The sequence below is a fragment of the Pseudomonas sp. TWR2-1-1 genome (genome assembly GCF_049897045.1).
Taxonomy (GTDB): domain Bacteria; phylum Pseudomonadota; class Gammaproteobacteria; order Pseudomonadales; family Pseudomonadaceae; genus Aquipseudomonas; species Aquipseudomonas versuta.
The window spans coordinates 283,929-301,232 of sequence record NZ_JAFCVM010000003.1; the positions used below are offsets into that span (position 1 = coordinate 283,929).

Consider the following 17,304-nt stretch of genomic DNA (forward strand, 5'->3'; position numbering starts at 1 on the left):
TTTATTAAGCCAGTCGCTGCATCGTGCCATGCAGCGAGTCAAGGGGGACCCCGATCAGCCCCCCAATCGTCCTTTAGCGTTCGGTCTTTTTTACCCATCCGCTGGCGCCTCAAAAACAGTCTAGAGTCATTTGAGTGCCTGGCAGGACTCACTCTCGGTGTTTGTGATGCTTGGCAATTAACACCCTATAGATATTTCCGGATTCGGCGTTCAGGTAAGCGGGCAACCAATGGACGTGAATTTCACAAGCCCGACCCTCGCGTTCTAGCACTGCTAACCAACTTTACGGGCTTGTGCGATATGACCGCTTCTTGTGCCTTGAAAATTTGTGAACATTGCGACTCGGTCTACACACCCGTGGTTCTGAAGCGCGGTGAGGTGGCCCGCTGTGTGCGTTGTGCTTGCATCCTCGATCGCTCGAGGCGTTTGAACATTCAACAACACTTGGCTTTAACCATCGCCGCCGCGGTGATGTTCGTCTTTGCCAATGTATTTCCGGTCATCACCATCAGCTTTCAGGGTCTGAATAATCAGGCCGAGCTGTGGCAGTCGGTGAGCGCCCTGGCGCAAGGGCCTATCAGTGTGATCGCGATAGTGGCGGGTATTACGATCATTGTCGCGCCACTGCTGCAGATCGTGTTGCTGTGCTGGGTGTTGTTTTATGCGCTCAGGCGCCGCGCCGCGCCGGGCTTCAAGATATGCATGCGTACTCTGGAGCAATTGCGGCCATGGAGCATGCTCGAAGTGTGTCTGCTAGGCGTTCTGGTGACGGTGGTCAAACTGGCGGGCATGCTGGATGTGCACCCCGGCCTCGGGCTCTGGGCACTGGGCATGCTGACGGTGCTGATCATTCTGATTTCCGGCAAGGATATTCGTCGTTTGTGGGATGACCTGGAAGAGTCGCCGCAATGATGTCTCCTCCCTATGCTTCAGAGCTGAACCTGACGCTCTGTCATACCTGCGACCGAGCCTGTGCGGTGAGCGACCGGCGCTGTCCGCGTTGTGACTCTGTGTTGCATGGGCGAAAACCCAATAGTTTTAGCCGCACCTGGGCTTTTTTGATTGCCAGCCTGGTGTTCTATATCCCGGCCAATCTATTGCCGGTGATGTACACCGATGCCTTTGGCAATGGCAGTGAAAACACCATCATGAGCGGGGTCTGGGAGTTTTGGCAGAGCGGATCATGGGATCTTGCGCTGCTGATTTTTATTGCCAGCGTCGCAGTGCCGTGTGTGAAGTTTCTGGTATTGGGCACTTTATTGATTACCTGTCAGCGCCGCAGTGCGGTGGCTCGGCGCGAACGGGCGAAGTTGTACCGGCTGGTTGAAGTGATTGGCTACTGGTCGATGCTCGACGTGCTGGTGGTGGCGCTGATTGTCGCGTTAGTACAGTTCAAGTCCCTGAGCAGCATTGAGCCGCGCATGGGCATCCTGTTTTTCGGTGGTGTGGTGGTACTGACCATGCTGGCGGCCATGAGTTTTGATCCCCGACTGATCTGGGATGCAGAGGCTAAAGATGACTGAAACCCCTGGATGCGATGATGCAAAAGCCCCTGGCTCGCCTGAAGTAAAACGCAGGCGCTTGAACATTTCACTGGTCTGGCTGGTGCCTATCGTGGCCGTGCTGGTCGGTGTGTCGATGGTGATACACAACGTGCGCACAGCGGGGCCGAAGATTAACGTCAGCTTTTCCACAGCAGAAGGGCTGGAGGCCAACAAGACACTGGTCAAATACAAGAACGTGGTCATCGGCAAGGTGGCGTCAATTGCCCTGAACGAGGATCGCGATCAGGTGGATGTCACGCTGCAGCTGGATGCCTCGGCCAAGCCGTTTACAGCGCAGGATTCACGCTTTTGGGTGGTGCGTCCGCGTATCGGTGCCAATGGTGTCTCCGGGGTCGACACGTTGTTGTCGGGCGCCTTTATCGGGGCCGATGCCGGATCTTCGCCGACCCTGAAAAGCGACTTTATTGGTCTTGAGTCCCCGCCGGCTGTGACCTATCGCGACAAGGGCACTCAATTTACCTTGCACACCGAAGAGTTGGGTTCACTCGATATAGGCTCCAGCGTCTACTACCGCAGAATACCGGTTGGCCAGGTGATGTCCTACGCGCTGGCTGAGGACGGTAAAAGTGTCGATATCCAGATTTTCGTCAATGCCCCCAATGATCAGTTTGTCACCCGTGACACGCGGTTCTGGAATGCGAGCGGGGTGGAGGTCAACCTTACGGCGAACGGGTTGAAGGTCAATACACAGTCCTTGTCTTCAATCCTGGCGGGCGGCATAGCATTCGTCGAGCCGCGCTACAGTCCAAACCCGCAGCGCGCCAAAGAGCGGGCCGAGTTCACGCTGTTCGCTGACCAGGAAACAGCCCTGGCACCGCCTGACGGTGCCTCTTTTTATATTCAGATGCGTTTCGATCAGTCGTTGCGCGGGTTGTCAGTGAATGCCCCGGTAGAGTTTCTGGGGCTAAATCTTGGGCGCGTGGTGTCGATTGATCTGGATTACGACCCGGTGACCAAGACTTTTCCGACCATCATTGGCGCTGTGATTTATCCGCAAAGATTGGGGCGTGCTCACGAGCAGCTCAACCGCGATGGTGACGAAAACGACAAGCTGCGCCCGCAACGTGTACTGGGCACAATGATCGAGAGAGGGCTCAGGGCCCAGGCGCGCAGCGGAAATTTACTGACCGGCCAGCTGTATATCGCAATGGATTTTGTCCAGGGTGCCAAGCCGGTGAAGTTTGATATCACTGCACGGCCTTCGCAAATTCCCACAGTGCCGGGCAGCCTCGACAAGCTTCAGGTTCAGCTTGAATCAATCGTCGACAAAATCAGCAAACTGCCTCTGGATCAGATCGCCGGCAACCTCAATGGCAGCCTGGTGGCGTTGCAGGGCACGCTCAAGCAAGTCAACGGGCAGGTGCTACCGCAACTGCAGGACACTCTGGTGCAAACCAAGCGCACTTTGACCGAAGCCGGCAACAGCGTTGCCGAGGATTCACCTCAGCGCCAACAGTTCGGTGCGGCCATGGATGAGGTTCAACGTACCGCCCGTTCGGTCAGAACCCTTACAGACTTTTTGAGTCGCCATCCTGAAGCGCTGATTCGTGGCCGTGCCAAAGATCAGCCGCTCATGACCTCGCCCACTTCCCGTGAGAATAATCCGCAATGAGTGCTCAGACCCGGTTGTGCCTCGGCCTTTTGGCGACTTTGACCCTGACCGCCTGCAGCTCGGCGCCGACTCACTTCTACACCTTGATGTCTCCCGCAGACGCCCGTGAGGGACAGCGCCCTGTCACACCCCCGGGGTTTCAACTGGACGTGGGCGTGGTGCGCGTGCCGGTTCAGGTTGATCAGCCGCAACTGGTAGTGCGTGAGGCAGGGGGAGGGCTGGCGATTCTGGAAACCGAGCGCTGGAGTTCGCCGCTGGCGGATGAATTCCATGACACCTTGGTCGACCGTCTTGAGAGTGAACTGGGAGTGCGTGATCTGGCTGGTCTGCCCAAGTCGGCTTCAGTGCCTGTACTGGGGGTGCAAACTGAAGTCAGGCGTTTTGATTCGTGGCCTGGTCAATACGCATTGATTGATGTGGTCTGGAGCTTGTCCCTGCGCCAGAACGGCCAGCCCCCTCGCACCCTGACCTGCAGCAGTACCCTGCGTCAGCCTGCGGGCCAGTCGGTGCAGCAAGTGGTTCTGGCGCACCGCGAAACCATCGCAGCGCTGGCAGCAACTATTGCCAGCACGGCACGGCGCTGGTCGCAGAGCCCCAGTGTTCAATGTCCGCAGTGAGGGCGTGCTGCAGCGGGTACCTTTTAAAGGTTTTGCAGTGCTTTGGGCAGGATGCTGCGGTGGGGGATTGTGGCGCGAGCTTTATGCCTGGCAGGCATGACTTTCAGGCCCTTGCGGCGGCGAATGTACCGCTTTGTCATGCCGGCAGTGGAGTGCACAAGTTGATTGCTGGCATCCCTTGTGCACCCTGTTGATGCCTCTGTCCGTTGCCGCTTTCGCGCGCAGGTCGCGCATCCTGGCCGCGTCAAATCGTCCTCCAAACATCCTCGCAGTCACCGGCTGTCCGTGGTCCATATGGAGCATTAGTCCACGATGCAGATCCAGCGGTGATTGTGCCGATAGGGCGCGCGGGTGAAGTGGACATCTGAAACCAGATGCAGGCCACGCTTTTGTAGCGCTTCGGTCAGTTGTACGAGTGTCTCTGCCTGGATAGTCATTGCTGTTACCTCGTCAGATTTACTGCGTTCATAATTCTTGACCGGGCAAGCAGCGGGCTAATTCAATTTTTCTACAACCTTGATTGATGCGTGGTCACATCGGGGTGTGATCTGCCCTGACTTTCTCCGGCATGCCGGCTGCCCGGGGGACACTTTCGGCCTGCGTTTCAGATCACACTCCGATGCGACCTCCCGTGAGGGATCGGGCAGTTAGCGACAGGCTGTCGTTGGCGCTGGTTGTTCAGTGAAAATCTATATATTTAATTGAAGCTCGGTCGTGTAAAACCGCACTGTTTTCTGCGGATTTATTTGCAGTCGCTTCCCTGGTTGCCATCCCGCTGCCCACTCGTTTGGGTGCAGCAGTACGGGTGGCGTGATGACCCGATGCTGGTGCGAGCCTGGAAAGCCGGCGCAGATGCCTACCCTGATTCAAGCCAGCGGCCAGTTCAGGTATGGGGAAGGATCCGGGGACCACCCAACGTACAGGTCCGTCACGAGCGGCTGGCTGATCCGGGTAACAACCAGCCGGGTGACGGCTCCAGGTTTCGCGGCCGTGGCCTGATAGCAATCATGCCTCTGCCTGCCGGGTCTTATGGACCCCGCTGTGGGCATCTACTGCCTCAAGAACCCAGCAAGCGGGCTGGTCGTCAATGCAGTGCTGTCATTGATGCACGGGGGCTCAGGCGCATATTCCCATTTTGCTCAAGAGGACGCATTCAGCCAGGTCAATGCGCCAACCAGCATCGTTTCCAATCCGGTCTCCAGAGTTGGATGTATTTGCGGACTAAACTTCGATGAATGGTTAGAGGGAATCAGATTGATGTTTGCGTCTGATAAGGCCTGCTGCCATATCGACTTTTCGGTGCTTCCCACGAACCAGAAAACGTAAGGAACCTGCCACTCTCGCCCGAAAATACTGAAGTCTTCGCTTGCCGATGCCGGCGCGGTTTCATATGAGCGACTGGCGAAGTGATCATCAAAAGCCTGGGCCAGTTTGGCGGTGGCGACGGCGTCGTTTTCAGTGACTGGATAGCTGTCTATGGTGGTGAATTCCGGCGGATGGTCAGCGTTGGAGGCTTGGCATTCCGCGCTGCAAATTCTGTGTACCGAGTCGAGCATCCTGCGGCGCACATTTTCATCATAGGTACGCATGTTCAGTTTGATGACCGCGTCATCCGGAATGATATTTTCCTTGGTTCCGGCCTGCAGCGCGCCAATGGTCAGAACCCCGCTTTCCAGAGGCGATAATTCACGGGAGACAATAGTTTGCAGGCGCATGACAGTTGATGCGGCCATGATCACTGGATCAATTGAATTTTGTGGCATGGAGCCGTGGGCACCGCGGCCATACAGTTTGATATGCAGGCTGTCTCCAGCCGCCAGAATAGCCCCGGCACGATGTCCCACCGTACCCGCTTCACCCACCATGACGTGTTGTCCCAAAATGATATCCGGCTTGGGGAAGCGCTCAATCATTCCGTCGTCGATCATTGCCTTTGCTCCCTTCCCGGTCTCTTCGCCCGGCTGAAAGACCAGCATCAAGGTACCGCTCCATAAGTCACGATGATCCGCCATCAGTTGTGCGGTGCCCATCAGCCACGTCACGTGCAGGTCGTGACCACACATATGGGATACGTCCACCGTTTCCCCGTCAGCATTTTTTCCTTTCTTTTGACTGGCATAAGGCAGGCCAGTCTTTTCGGCCATTGGCAAGGCGTCCATGTCGGCCCGTAGCATGACTGTGGGACCTTCACCGTTTTTCAAAAGGCCGACGACGCCGGTTACACCAATCTGTTCATGGACGTCATACCCCAGCTTCTTGATAAACGAGGCCGCTATGGCCGCCGTGCGGGTTTCCTGCATCGAAAGTTCAGGATGGGCATGGAGGTCTTTGTATATTGCCTCCAGGGCTGGCAGTACCTTGCGAATATCGCCGGACATTTTTGACATGCTTTCTTTACGAGCCAAAGTTTCCATCTACCCCTCCAATCAAGCTACTGGTTATAAGACGTGAAGTTTTCCTGACTAAAAATCGTTGTGTGACGTTCTGGCCGACGTTGTATCGGGCACAGCATCGGCTCACGAATTTTTTTTGATCGCGGGCAGGTTCCATTGGTATTTCAATGACAGCATTCGTATCAGGGTACATAGGGCAATTGCAGCCCAGGGCGCCACGTGACGATCAATTACCTGCAACTCGCCGAGTAGCTGGATCAGCGCTCCCAACAGCGCCGCCGAGGCGTAGATCTCCTTGGTCAATACCACGGGTACACGACCGAGCAGTACGTCCCTGATAATGCCGCCGCCCACTGCGCTAATCACACCCAATAGGAGGGCCAGTTCTATGTTCGGTACGAGGGCATAGACTTTGTGAACGCCGAATGCAGCAAAAAAACCCAACCCTACGGCGTCGAAGAACAACGTGGGTTGAGCCAGCCTGAGTAATAGACGCTGGAAAAAGGCGGCCAAGGCGACCGCCAGTGCAACGACGCCCAGGTACTCGAGGTTGATGAGACCGGCGGGGGGCAGGGCGCCAATACACAAATCACGAATAACCCCGCCGCCGCAAGCTGTGACAAAGGCGGTGACCAAAACCCCAAAAATATCCAGTTTTCGGTCAATGGCCGCCACGGCGCCACTCAGGGCAAAGACGAACGTACCCATGAGATCAATGACAAAAAACATCTCGTATTCCATCGTTGCTACCTGAGAGAAGAGACTCATGCGGGATGGGCTTTGTATGGGGTATAGCCCGAAATGCTCGTGCCGTCATCGCGTATTTGGGGGTGAGTTCTACAGATCCTGGATGACAGGATTACAGCAAAAAAACCGCAGAATTCGCTGGGCAGTAGTGCAAACCCGCCCCCGGACGCAATCGACTCAGAAAGTGGCTTTTACTTGCAGTCCTACTGCCAGCGCGTTATCGATGTCCTCTCCCGAAAACGCTGCCGGCTCACTGATGTATTGCCCATCCGGGCGCAGGGTCAACCAGTGCGGGTTGGTGTTGGCCAGCGCTGGCAGCGCGACGCTAGAGGTCATGCCCAACAGCAGGCAAGCGGTCAGACGGTGAGCAGAGATACGACTTGCAGATGACAGGCTCAAGAATCTTACATTAGTTAGCTAGCTAAGCAACAAGATAAAAACTGCTCGGCTTTACGCTTTCCCAGTGATGATCATCCTTGTGCGTCACTTTGTTGCAGGCCTTTATGTGCCTCAACTGTTTCTTGGAGGATTTGTGTTCGGTCGGCAGGACGCCGAGGACGGGTGAAAAGCGTGCGTGACTTTTGCGTGCCTCTCTAGCGCATTTATAGGTACTTATGGCTAATCAATAATGGCCATGATCAAAGGGCTGTCATGTTCATTCGGGAATGGGGTACCAGGGGGCGTACGTTGGCAAGATGCCAGGAGGAGGGGCGAAAATCGAGAATTGCGGAACGGTTTGAATTTTTGCGGAGCAAAAACAAAGGGCCTGCACGAAGAATCTCATGCAAGCCCTTGATTTGTTTGGTGCCCGAAGCCGGAATCGAACCGGCACGTCCTTTCGAACGGGGGATTTTAAGTCCCATGCGTCTACCAATTTCGCCATTCGGGCGGTAGCGCTGTAAAGCGGGTCAGGAAGGAAGGTGCTTCAGGAACAAAGTACTCAAGAGCCTGCGTGACAGGTGGACGAATATATAGAGACTGCACCGATGAGGCAAGTTGGTTAGTGCCTGTGGCGTGAGTTTTTTTGTTTTTGGCCTGGTTAAAACACTCGAAAAATCATAGAGCTATGAAACTAGCGGGCCGGTCAGGGGGCAATATTGCTCATCTATTGCCGCCAAGGCACGGTCACTAAGGGGGGACTGCATTGCGCTGTTGCTGGCAGGTACTTATTCGAGTCGCTTTGCCTGCGCACTGGTCTAGGCTGCTTGCACGATTGAATCAGAAGTGGGTGTGATGAATACAAGTGTGATTTATGCATTGGCCGCGGCGGCACTGTTCGGGGCCAGTACTCCGCTGGCAAAGCTGCTGGGCACAGAAATCCCGCCAGTACTGCTGGCCGGGTTGTTGTATCTGGGCAGCGGCATAGGGCTGGTGTTGCTGCGTTTTATCCGCGATCGGGGCTGGAAAAAGTCCGGGCTTAGTGTCAGTGAGTGGCCGTGGCTGGGCGGGGCGATTGTGTTCGGCGGGATTCTTGGCCCGGTTGCCCTGATGCTGGGGTTGACCCTGACCAGTGGTGCTACAGCGTCGTTGATGCTCAATCTGGAGCCGGTGCTGACAGCCGTGCTGGCATGGGTAGTGTTCAAGGAAAATGCAGACCGCAGGATTGTCGTGGGCATGCTGGCAATTATTGCCGGGGGCATTGTTTTGTCGTGGCCGTCCGGGCAGGTATCCAGCGTCGAGCAATCTTGGGTCGGGCCCCTGGCCGTGGCGTTTGCCTGTTTGTGCTGGGCGGTGGACAACAACCTTACGCGCAAGGTTTCGGCTTCTGATGCGCTGTTCATTGCCGGCACCAAAGGTTTGTTTGCAGGGCTGGTCAACTGCGCGATAGGACTGACCCTGGGCGCCAGTATTCCGCCTCTGGCGGCGCTGAGCCCTACCTTGCTTATCGGCTTTCTAGGCTACGGGGTCAGCCTGGTGCTTTTTGTGCTGGCGTTGCGCGGGTTGGGTGCGGCGCGGACGGGGGCGTACTTTTCCACTGCTCCATTTCTGGGGGCGGCCATTTCGATTGTGCTGCTGGACGAGTCAGTCTCGATGCTGTTCTGGGTGGCCGCGGCATTCATGATGTTCGGCGTCTGGCTGCACCTCACCGAGCAGCATGAACACATGCATGAACACCAGCCGCTGCAGCACACCCATCGCCACATTCATGATGAGCACCATCAGCATGAGCATGCCGAAGAGGTAGCGCCCGGTTCTGCACACAGCCATGCGCACCTGCATTATCCGGTTCGCCACAACCATCCGCATTTTCCGGATATTCATCACCGGCATCGGCACTGACTGGCTGCGTGTTAAATTGCGCAGGCAGGATGCACGCATACTCTCTTTGAATGGAGCTACAGATCGCCCATGTTCGAACACATCGATTTTAACTACTTGCTGGCGACCTATGGCTATCTGGCCATCTTTATCGGCTGTTTGCTGGAGGGTGAGACCATCCTGATTCTGGGGGGCATGGCCGCCCATCAACATGTGCTCAAGCTGTTGCCGGTGATTGGCTACGCGAGTCTGGCGGGGATGCTGGGAGACCAGTTGCTGTTCTGGGTCGGTCGTTATTTTGGTGCTCGCCTGTTGCCCCGTCTGCACAAACATCAGGCCGCCATCGGACGGGTGACGCAGTTGATCAATCAGCACCCCACGGCGTCGATTTTCTCCGTGCGTTTTCTGTATGGCATGCGTCTGGTAGGGCCTATGGTCATTGGGGCGAGCAAGGTTTCACCGCTCAAGTTCTTCTGCGTCAATCTGGCCGGCGCGCTGGTATGGGCAACTCTGTTTGCCAGCGGTGGCTACTGGGCCGGTGAGTTTCTGCAGCGCTTTTTGGGCGACCTCAAACCGTATCGTTTGCCGATTGTGCTGGCGGTGATCGTATTGATGGTGGCGGTGGCACTGGCTCGCCATTTGCGCGCTAAAAACCGGGTGAGCGCCAAATAGGTTTACCTGTTGAGGCGGGCAGGCTGTGGCGCAGCTTTGTTCTGGGCCATAGAGGTGGGTGCGGTTGCAAAAAATACACGTGAAAGGCAAAGTCCGGGAACCCGGTTGCGTGATCAAGCCCTTGGCCTACGCTTTGAATGACAAGCTCAACGCCACGGGTTTCAAGGCATTGGCAACTCGCTCACGAACCCGGTCCGCTAATAAAAGGAGTTCTGGATGTTTATCCGTTTATTGATCCTTACCGGCTTGCTGGTGACCGGCCTGGCGCAGGCTGTTGAAGTTCCAAGCCCCCTTGAACAGGATCGCGGCAAATTTCGCCCCTTGATCATCGTTGCCCGCACTGAAGTCGATCCAACCCTGACAACACTCAAGCAAGCGCTGGCAGATCCGGCCAATCAGAAGGGCTTCAATGAGCGCAACATGGTGCTGTATACGATTGTCGGCATCACCGGCAAGCGTGATGGCAAAGACCTTGAACCCCAGAGCACGATGTCGCTGATTCGCGGGCTCAAGCCCGGGATGATTATCGACAAGGCCAAGGTGATTTTGATTGGCAAGGATGGCGAGAAGAAGCTCGAAACCGAGGGTGATGCCGACCTCACTGAGTTGTTCAAAACGGTTGACGCCTTGCCTGTGGCCGAAAACCAGACTCAGGCCCAGGCTGAGGTGGTGCCCCCCGAGAAAACCGCGCCGGCAGGCAAGGCCGGCAAGTCTGTAAAATCGGCCAAGGCTCCTGCTCAGCTGGATGATTGAGGCCTGTTAAATCGCGGCCAAAAAAAGGCCCGCTGGGGGGGGCGGGCCAAATGGGATTCACTAAAGGAGTGGATCCAATCTATGTCAGGCCATGTGAAAGTGGCGTGAAAACCATGTAGTCAAAACGCAATTCATTCTCAATTTATGACGATTTGTGCTCAGAGTTGCATCCCCTGACATTCAGCCAGAACGCAGTTTGATCACTGCCCCTCAGATCCCGCGTCATTGAGCCACTCCTGGCTCAGGGTGGGCGTGTCTCCTAAATATTCCAGCAACCAGTTCATGGCCGGGGAATGATTGTTCTGTACCCAGGCGATGCATGACGGGCTGGACGGGAAGGGCTGTTGCAAGTGCAGCGCGAGCAATTGGCCCTGCTCAATCAGGGGCTGTGCCAGATGCGCGGGCACCATGCCTACGCACAAGCCATCCGTCAGGCAGGCCAGCCCTGTGGTCCAGTCAGGCACCATCATCCGGCGCTGGTTATCCAGGGTCCAGGTATCGCGTTTAGGCAGGCTGCGCGAGGTGTCGTCCATGCACAGTGAAGGGTAGGGCCGCAGCTGTTCATCACCGAGCAAACCCTCAACTCTCGCCAACGGATGATGCGGGCTGACCACGCACAGCCAGTGCAGAAAGCCCATGTCGCGGAAGGCAAAACTGCCTGCTACCGGAACGGCCCTGGTGGCACCGATGACCAGGTCGGTGCGGCCATCGACCAGTGCATCCCACACGCCGTTGTACACCTCGTACTGAACAATCAGCTCCACATCGGGAAAGTGCCGGTAGAAGTCGATCACCATTTGCCGGCATCGCGGGTGTTTGACGATTGAATCCACGTTCACTCGCAACTGGCCGCTCCAGCCATTGGCGACCTGTTGGCACAGGCGCCGGGTGCCGAGCATTTTTTTCATTACATCGCGTGCTTCCTTGACGAACATTTGCCCGGCGGGGGTCAGCTCGACATCTCGGTGGCGGCGTATAAACAACGGCACGGCCAGCCATTGCTCGAGCTGGCGCACGGTATAGCTGACAGCCGAAGGCACGCGGTGCAACTCCTGTGCAGCACCACTGAAGCTACCGTGTCGGGCGACGGCATCGATTACGTCCAGCGAGTATTCAGACCACATGGGTTTGCCTTCAAAATATTTGATGCCTATAGGCAATTATTATCGCTTCACAAGCAAATGTGCAGCTGGATAATGCACGCCAGTCAACAAATTGTTTGATGGCAAGTTTTGGAAGCCCATGAAAAACTCTTTTGGTTTTACCTGTTACCTCGCGGGGCTCAGCATGCTGGGCTATCTGGCCATGGATATGTACTTGCCGGCCTTTGGCACGTTGCGCAGCGAGCTGGGCCTTTCGGCCGGATCTGTCGGCGCCAGCCTGAGCATATTTCTGGCCGGCTTTGCCTTTGGTCAGTTGCTGTGGGGGCCGCTCTCTGATCGCTTGGGACGCAAGCCGGTGCTGCTGGCCGGCTTGTCAATGTTTGCACTGGGTTGCCTGGGGATGTTGTGGGTCGATAACAGCGTGTTGCTCTTGAGCCTGCGGTTTATCCAGGCGATCGGCATCTGCGCGGCGGCGGTTACATGGCAAGCCCTGGTGATTGATCGCTACCCGGCCGATAAAGCCAATCGGGTGTTTGCCAGCATCATGCCGTTAATGGCCTTGTCGCCAGCATTGGCCCCGTTGCTGGGGGCTGTGGTGCTGAACCATCTGGGCTGGCAGGCGATTTTCAGCGTCCTGCTCGGATTGGCCCTGCTGCTGATCGTGCCGACCCTGTTGCTCAAGGAAAAAGTGCGCACAACAACCAGGGCGGCAACCAGCACCGTGAGCTACTGGCAGTTGCTGCGTACGCCGGGTTTCAGCGGCAACGTGATGATCTTTGCCGCGTGCTCGGCCAGTTTCTTCGCCTGGTTGACGGCTTCACCCTTCATCCTTGGCGATATGGGCTACAGCCCGAGTGATATCGGGTTGAGCTACGCGTTTCCGACCCTGGCTTTCATGATCGGTGGTTACAGCTGCCGCAGTGCCTTGCAGCGCATTAAGGGCCACACGCTTTTGCCGTGGCTGCTATTGGCTTATTGCATCAGCATGGTGGGCCTGTATTGCGTTGCGACGCTGACCGTGCCGACGCTGACGACGTTGCTGATCCCGTTTTGTTTGATGGCGCTGGTTAACGGCGCAAGCTATCCGATCGTGGTTGCCCATGCACTGATGCCGTTTTCGGAGAATTCGGGCAAGGCCGCCGCCTTGCAAAACACCCTGCAGCTGGGCCTGTGTTTCCTGGGCAGCCTGCTGGTCTCGGGTTTTATCACTGAACCACTGCAGATCACTGTTGAGGTGATGCTGGCCACTGCTCCCCTGGCAGTGCTGGGGTATCTGATCCAGCGCCGCAAATCGCCTGCGCGGGCCTGTGTCACAGGCTGAACTTTGTCATTGGCAGCGCTATCCAAAAGTGTCCCAGACATTGCGGAGCGCTGCAGATGGTCCAAATAATTACGCCAAACAATCCGGAGCAGGTACAAAGCGACCGCGATGCCAAAATGTTTGGTTCGCCCAAGGACCGGCTGGACTTTTACCGGCGTGAAATCCAGTACGAGACCAGCATCCTGTCCCACCGCACGGATGCTTATCTGGCGGCACAGTCATTTCTGGTGATCGCCTTTGCCTCCTGCATGGCTAACCTGAACCCGGAATGGGGCAAGTTTTTTACCCTCACTGTGCCGCCGATGCTGGCGGTGCTGGGGATACTGATTTCACTCAATGCGTGGCCCGGCATTCGGGCAGCCTACGACATCATCGATCACTGGCACTTCAAGCAAAGTGAACTGCTCAGCAGCCAGCCCGTCATGGGTATGGCATACGATGAGTCGCCGCTGTTTTGCGAGATGGAGTCCACCCACAAGGGCTACAAAAAATCCTTGATGTTTTCTGTGCGTTCGCCCTGGCTGTTTTCCTGTTTCTGGCTGGTATTGGGCGCGTTTTCGCTTTATATCCAGATCGACAACCCCTTAACCTGAGGACGCCTGTTTGAGCCGCCGCAGGAACCAGACGGGCAATAAAAAGGCCGGCACCCTTTAAGGGGCCGGCCTTGTTTACCATCAGGCCACATCCACCAACACGATTTCGCTGTCTTCAATTGCCGTGACCCGCAACAGGGTCTCATCGACGATGGCCACGCCATCCCGGGCACCTGCACGCAAACCATTGACTTCTACTACGCCGGTGGCCGGTACCAGATAGGCCCTGCGACCGCTTTCGAGCTGATATTCAGCTGTTTCGCCAGCCTTCAGATTAGCCGCCACCAGGCGTGCATCGGCCCGGATGCGCAGGCTTTCGTGGTCGCCTTGCTTGCCACTGGCCAGGGTGACAAAGCCTTCGCGCTGGCCTTTGGGGAAGGGCCTGGCGCCCCAGGTCGGTGCATCACCTTCCTGATTGGGAATGATCCAGATCTGGAAGATTTTGGTCGGGGTCGACTCCATGTTGTATTCGCTGTGGGCAATCCCGGTGCCCGCACTCATGACTTGCACGTCACCGGCTTCAGTGCGGCCTTTGTTGCCCAGGTTGTCTTCATGGCTGATTGCACCTTCGCGAACATAGGTGATGATTTCCATGTCGCGATGGGCATGTTTCGGAAAACCGGTGCCGGGGGCGATCACGTCGTCGTTCCACACCCGCAGGTTGCCCCAGTTCATCCGGGTCGGGTCGTAGTATTCGGCGAACGAAAAGTGGTGGTGAGCGTCCAACCAGCCATGGTTTGCGCCGCCCAGGGTGTTGAAGGGTCTGAGTTCAAGCATGATTCTTCTCCTGTTCAGGTCGCCCGTGTGCTGTGAACGGTTACCCGGTTGATGATGGGATGATTTTCCTTCAAGAACATATCGATAAAAAGCGGAAAAAATGCTTTAAAACAATCAACTAATTAGATGCTTTTTCAGGGCGATACATGGCTCTTTACCTTCAAAACATCCTCTAAAGAGCTGATGCTCCTAGATATCTGGGCGCAATGCAGCGACCATAGCCCATCCGCCCGGACAGCCTCACACCCTGGAGTCAGCGTGCCGCAACACATTCCCGATCTGCCTGAAGAACTTGCCCCCCTGACCCGATTGCCTTTGCTCAAGCGTCTGGCCGCCAGACTGTTTGGCAGCGGCCTGACCCATTTGCGCGCACAACATGCGGCCTCCTGGTTACAGGGCCAGGCGGACGGGTTTCGCAGCGGTCACAGCGCCGGGGTGGATTACGGCTTTCAAGAAGGCCGCGCCGAAGGGCTGGAAGAGGGCCGGCAGGTATTGATCATCAGTGATACTCGCCCGCAGGTACTGCGTGCGCCCGGCATTGATGACAATCTGTTCGATGACTGGCGCCTGCCCCTGACTGGCGAGCTTAAAAAACAGATCAAGGCCGATGTTGCAGCGCTCCTGCCCGAGCAGGCTCAGCCCAGTGCTGCACAGTGGAAGATGATTTTCAGTGACACGCCGTCGACGTCGGTGGTGGCCGGTGCCGGTGCCGGCAAGTCGACATCGCTGGTTCTGCGCATTCTGCTGCTCAGCCACTATTTGGGTTTTGAACTGAGCTCAATGACGGTGGTGACGTTCACCCGTGAGTCGCGCAAGGACTTCATCAGCAAGCTGCAATCCATTTTCGCCTTGTGGGGCCGCACCTTGAGCCTCAAGGAGGCGCGGGATGTGGTTCGCACCTTCCACTCGCGGATTTTGCCCATGGTCCGCAGCTTGCCCGGCTACAGCCAGTTGCAGGCCTTTGAGACCCTGAGTACACGCAGTCTGCTCAATGACGATGACAGCGACAGCAACCCCTTTGACCTGCGCATTAATGATGCCCAGCGCCAACAACTGAATGCCTGCTATCACGGGCTTTACACCCGCGATGAGCGTTTTCGCGACACCTTGGCACCGCTGTGCAGGCATGCCCTGCAGCTCAAGGAGCTGGAGCGCGATCATCCCGATGTACAAAAACGCATGGCAGTGACTGAGCTGGCCGCCAAGCGTGACGAAGAACTGTGCGACACCCTCGAAGATCTGTGGTTTGCCGCAGGTGCCTGGCCCATCCAGGGCATTGAACCGAGCCGTGAAACCGTACAAATCAATGGCTCGCAGTTCCACTGCCACGGGTACGTGCCGCAACTGGACGCCTGGGTCGTTCTGGGCTTTGATCCGCGCGAAAACCCGCAAATCTGCAGGCCGGGGGCCAAGTTGAGCGTGCGCGCGGAATGGGCTGTTAAGCGCACACTGTTTCGAGCTTTTTGCAGTAAGCCTTTGATTTGGTTGGAAAGCTATGATGCTGCAAAGCGTGTTATTGCTTCGCTGGCGGGCGACGCGAGTGCCGGGCCGGGCTTTGATTACAAGCTCAAGGGCGAGTTGAGTTCGGCGCCGTTGCTGGACTGTTTTGTCGCTGCTGCCAGCTTTATCGAGAACCTGGGGCTCGATGTTGGCGCTGCTGTGGGGGATATGCGATTTGCCAAAGATGATCCGGACCGTTATTTCTTCGAGGCCCTGAGCCTGTACTGGCGCGCGCTGGAAGATCACTTGCTGGCGCAATCGCCCCCGGTGATGACCTATAACCGCATGTTTTCGCTGTTCGGCGAGAACACGCCGCAAAACTTCAAATTATTGAGCCATGAGCAACTGCGGCCGTTGTCGCATTTGATGATTGATGAATTCCAGGACGTCTCGCCGCAAATCGTTTCCTGGTTGCGTGCCAGCTTGCGTGAAATCCGCAGCCGCGGCCCGGCGATGCATGTCGGGCGGGGCGCCCAGCGTTCGTCGTTACTGTGTGTGGGGGATGACTGGCAGTCGATCTATGGCTGGCGCGGCAGTTCGCCCAAGTACTTCATGGAGTTCAACAAGGAATTCCCGTCGCCCGCTACCACGCGGGTGATGCTCAGCGACAACTTCCGCAGCCATCAGCACATCATCGATGCTGCCGAGCATATCGTGCGTGCGGCGCCATCTATTGCCGGGAAACGGGCCAAAGCCAGCGGCGAACCGAAGACGCCAGTGCCGGTGAATGTGTTGAGTCGCGATGATCAGGGGCTGGCTGCGCGCTTGACCGAGCATTACAACGCCGGCGATAGCATCTTGATGTTGTATCGAAAAAGCAGCGATAAACTATTGATTGAAAAGGATATTCAGTCTGTAGTTAATGTGGATTCTAGATTGTCGCCAGAAGATCGCCGGCTCAAGCAACTGACTTATCACAGTTCCAAGGGCTTGCAGGCCGACGCGGTATTCCTGCTGGGTGACTGTCAGCACCTGACGTCTTCGCCGTATAAAAACCAGGTTTACCGAATGGCGGGCCTGGGCAAGGACAGCGACCCGGACCCTTACGACACCGCGCAGAAAGATGAAATCCTGCGTCTGGCCTATGTCGGTATTACCCGTGCCGTCACGCATTGCTATTGGTACCTGGAAAGTCCCGACGCCCAGGGCCCCAACATCCCCAAGGCCTCGGACCGCATCCCTCGGGGCAAGGCGTTTTTTGAGGATCAGCGCAAGGTATCTGAGCACGCCGGTTAGACTATTCCGGGTCGATGCCATCGCGGGCAAGCCCGCTCCCACAGGGGCAGGCGCCGGTCAGACTTTTTGTAGGCGCTGGCTTGCCAGCGATTCAGGCAGCGCGGTCAGGGGTGTGGACCGGGTCGATGCCATCGCGGGCAAGCCCGCTCCCACAGG

15 protein-coding genes, 1 tRNA gene and 1 pseudogene are annotated in these 17,304 nt (G+C 56.7%); 10 read left to right on the forward strand and 7 right to left on the reverse strand.

Annotated elements, in window-relative coordinates; genetic code table 11:
* Positions 1 to 300 precede the first annotated feature (300 nt).
* Genes ACP7BO_RS09460 through ACP7BO_RS09475 form a run of 4 tightly spaced genes read left to right on the forward strand, consistent with a single transcriptional unit; the run spans position 301 to position 3,794 of the window.
* Positions 301 to 912 (forward strand): paraquat-inducible protein A, encoded by a 612-nt coding sequence (locus tag ACP7BO_RS09460; RefSeq protein ID WP_426209874.1) that lies wholly within the window; start codon positions 301 to 303, stop codon positions 910 to 912.
* Complete coding sequence (locus tag ACP7BO_RS09465) at positions 909 to 1,523, forward strand: paraquat-inducible protein A (protein ID WP_426209876.1); 615 nt, start codon at positions 909 to 911, stop codon at positions 1,521 to 1,523. The genes ACP7BO_RS09460 and ACP7BO_RS09465 overlap by 4 nt, the downstream gene beginning before the upstream one ends.
* Positions 1,516 to 3,177, forward strand: coding sequence for an intermembrane transport protein PqiB (locus ACP7BO_RS09470; RefSeq protein WP_426209878.1), 1,662 nt, complete (start codon positions 1,516 to 1,518; stop codon positions 3,175 to 3,177). Before ACP7BO_RS09465 ends, ACP7BO_RS09470 begins: the two co-directional genes overlap by 8 nt.
* Positions 3,174 to 3,794: a PqiC family protein gene (locus ACP7BO_RS09475; RefSeq protein ID WP_426209880.1), complete on the forward strand. Its 621-nt coding sequence runs from the start codon at positions 3,174 to 3,176 to the stop codon at positions 3,792 to 3,794. Before ACP7BO_RS09470 ends, ACP7BO_RS09475 begins: the two co-directional genes overlap by 4 nt.
* A 302-nt stretch (positions 3,795 to 4,096) precedes the next feature.
* On the opposite strand, the gene ACP7BO_RS09480 is transcribed toward ACP7BO_RS09475, so the two are convergent.
* The 5 genes and pseudogenes from ACP7BO_RS09480 to ACP7BO_RS09500 all read right to left on the reverse strand — a co-directional run bounded on the left by ACP7BO_RS09480 (position 4,097) and on the right by ACP7BO_RS09500 (position 7,823).
* A complete protein-coding gene (locus tag ACP7BO_RS09480) occupies positions 4,097 to 4,231 on the reverse strand; it encodes a hypothetical protein (RefSeq protein WP_257719956.1) in 135 nt (44 codons plus the stop codon).
* A 702-nt stretch (positions 4,232 to 4,933) separates the two neighbouring features.
* Positions 4,934 to 6,208, reverse strand: a complete 1,275-nt coding sequence (locus ACP7BO_RS09485) for a M20 family metallopeptidase (RefSeq protein ID WP_426209882.1) — start codon at positions 6,206 to 6,208, stop codon at positions 4,934 to 4,936.
* 102 nt (positions 6,209 to 6,310) lie between these two features.
* A complete protein-coding gene (locus tag ACP7BO_RS09490; RefSeq protein WP_426209884.1) occupies positions 6,311 to 6,928 on the reverse strand; it encodes a trimeric intracellular cation channel family protein in 618 nt (205 codons plus the stop codon).
* Positions 6,929 to 7,111: 183 nt separating this feature from the next.
* A pseudogene (locus tag ACP7BO_RS09495) lies at positions 7,112 to 7,222 on the reverse strand (carbohydrate porin); the annotation flags it as partial.
* Between the two features lie 514 nt (positions 7,223 to 7,736).
* Positions 7,737 to 7,823, reverse strand: a tRNA-Leu gene (locus ACP7BO_RS09500).
* Between the two features lie 344 nt (positions 7,824 to 8,167).
* Between ACP7BO_RS09500 and ACP7BO_RS09505 the strand changes: the two genes are divergently transcribed.
* The 3 genes from ACP7BO_RS09505 to ACP7BO_RS09515 all read left to right on the forward strand — a co-directional run bounded on the left by ACP7BO_RS09505 (position 8,168) and on the right by ACP7BO_RS09515 (position 10,618).
* Positions 8,168 to 9,214: a DMT family transporter gene (locus ACP7BO_RS09505; RefSeq protein WP_397456899.1), complete on the forward strand. Its 1,047-nt coding sequence runs from the start codon at positions 8,168 to 8,170 to the stop codon at positions 9,212 to 9,214.
* Positions 9,215 to 9,283: 69 nt separating this feature from the next.
* Positions 9,284 to 9,865, forward strand: coding sequence for a DedA family protein (locus ACP7BO_RS09510; RefSeq protein ID WP_397456898.1), 582 nt, complete (start codon positions 9,284 to 9,286; stop codon positions 9,863 to 9,865).
* A 216-nt stretch (positions 9,866 to 10,081) separates the two neighbouring features.
* The gene (locus tag ACP7BO_RS09515; protein ID WP_426209887.1) at positions 10,082 to 10,618 is read left to right on the forward strand and encodes a DUF4174 domain-containing protein; all 537 of its coding nucleotides are present in this window, start codon (positions 10,082 to 10,084) and stop codon (positions 10,616 to 10,618) included.
* 200 nt (positions 10,619 to 10,818) lie between these two features.
* Here ACP7BO_RS09515 and punR read toward each other — a convergent pair whose 3' ends face one another.
* Positions 10,819 to 11,742, reverse strand: coding sequence for a DNA-binding transcriptional activator PunR (punR, locus tag ACP7BO_RS09520; RefSeq protein ID WP_397456896.1), 924 nt, complete (start codon positions 11,740 to 11,742; stop codon positions 10,819 to 10,821).
* Between the two features lie 118 nt (positions 11,743 to 11,860).
* Here punR and punC point away from each other — a divergent pair, with 118 nt between their 5' ends.
* Both punC and ACP7BO_RS09530 read left to right on the forward strand, forming a co-directional pair.
* The gene (punC, locus tag ACP7BO_RS09525) at positions 11,861 to 13,042 is read left to right on the forward strand and encodes a purine nucleoside transporter PunC (RefSeq protein ID WP_060692741.1); all 1,182 of its coding nucleotides are present in this window, start codon (positions 11,861 to 11,863) and stop codon (positions 13,040 to 13,042) included.
* A gap of 56 nt (positions 13,043 to 13,098) precedes the next feature.
* Complete coding sequence (locus ACP7BO_RS09530) at positions 13,099 to 13,635, forward strand: hypothetical protein (RefSeq protein ID WP_060692739.1); 537 nt, start codon at positions 13,099 to 13,101, stop codon at positions 13,633 to 13,635.
* A gap of 81 nt (positions 13,636 to 13,716) precedes the next feature.
* On the opposite strand, the gene ACP7BO_RS09535 is transcribed toward ACP7BO_RS09530, so the two are convergent.
* A complete protein-coding gene (locus ACP7BO_RS09535) occupies positions 13,717 to 14,412 on the reverse strand; it encodes a pirin family protein (protein WP_073510226.1) in 696 nt (231 codons plus the stop codon).
* Between the two features lie 258 nt (positions 14,413 to 14,670).
* On the opposite strand from ACP7BO_RS09535, the gene ACP7BO_RS09540 reads away from it, so the two are divergent.
* Positions 14,671 to 17,148 (forward strand): UvrD-helicase domain-containing protein, encoded by a 2,478-nt coding sequence (locus ACP7BO_RS09540; protein ID WP_426209890.1) that lies wholly within the window; start codon positions 14,671 to 14,673, stop codon positions 17,146 to 17,148.
* The last annotated feature ends 156 nt before the right edge of the window (positions 17,149 to 17,304 follow it).

Bases quoted from the DNA above. Each gene is read 5' to 3' on its own strand.
- ACP7BO_RS09460 (WP_426209874.1), top strand. From the start codon at position 301: ATGACCGCTTCTTGTGCCTTGAAAATTTGTGAACATTGCGACTCGGTC.
- ACP7BO_RS09465 (WP_426209876.1), top strand. From the start codon at position 909: ATGATGTCTCCTCCCTATGCTTCAGAGCTGAACCTGACGCTCTGTCAT.
- ACP7BO_RS09470 (WP_426209878.1), top strand. From the start codon at position 1,516: ATGACTGAAACCCCTGGATGCGATGATGCAAAAGCCCCTGGCTCGCCT.
- ACP7BO_RS09475 (WP_426209880.1), top strand. From the start codon at position 3,174: ATGAGTGCTCAGACCCGGTTGTGCCTCGGCCTTTTGGCGACTTTGACC.
- ACP7BO_RS09480 (WP_257719956.1), bottom strand. From the start codon at position 4,231: ATGACTATCCAGGCAGAGACACTCGTACAACTGACCGAAGCGCTACAA.
- ACP7BO_RS09485 (WP_426209882.1), bottom strand. From the start codon at position 6,208: ATGGAAACTTTGGCTCGTAAAGAAAGCATGTCAAAAATGTCCGGCGAT.
- ACP7BO_RS09490 (WP_426209884.1), bottom strand. From the start codon at position 6,928: ATGGAATACGAGATGTTTTTTGTCATTGATCTCATGGGTACGTTCGTC.
- ACP7BO_RS09505 (WP_397456899.1), top strand. From the start codon at position 8,168: ATGAATACAAGTGTGATTTATGCATTGGCCGCGGCGGCACTGTTCGGG.
- ACP7BO_RS09510 (WP_397456898.1), top strand. From the start codon at position 9,284: ATGTTCGAACACATCGATTTTAACTACTTGCTGGCGACCTATGGCTAT.
- ACP7BO_RS09515 (WP_426209887.1), top strand. From the start codon at position 10,082: ATGTTTATCCGTTTATTGATCCTTACCGGCTTGCTGGTGACCGGCCTG.
- punR (WP_397456896.1), bottom strand. From the start codon at position 11,742: ATGTGGTCTGAATACTCGCTGGACGTAATCGATGCCGTCGCCCGACAC.
- punC (WP_060692741.1), top strand. From the start codon at position 11,861: ATGAAAAACTCTTTTGGTTTTACCTGTTACCTCGCGGGGCTCAGCATG.
- ACP7BO_RS09530 (WP_060692739.1), top strand. From the start codon at position 13,099: ATGGTCCAAATAATTACGCCAAACAATCCGGAGCAGGTACAAAGCGAC.
- ACP7BO_RS09535 (WP_073510226.1), bottom strand. From the start codon at position 14,412: ATGCTTGAACTCAGACCCTTCAACACCCTGGGCGGCGCAAACCATGGC.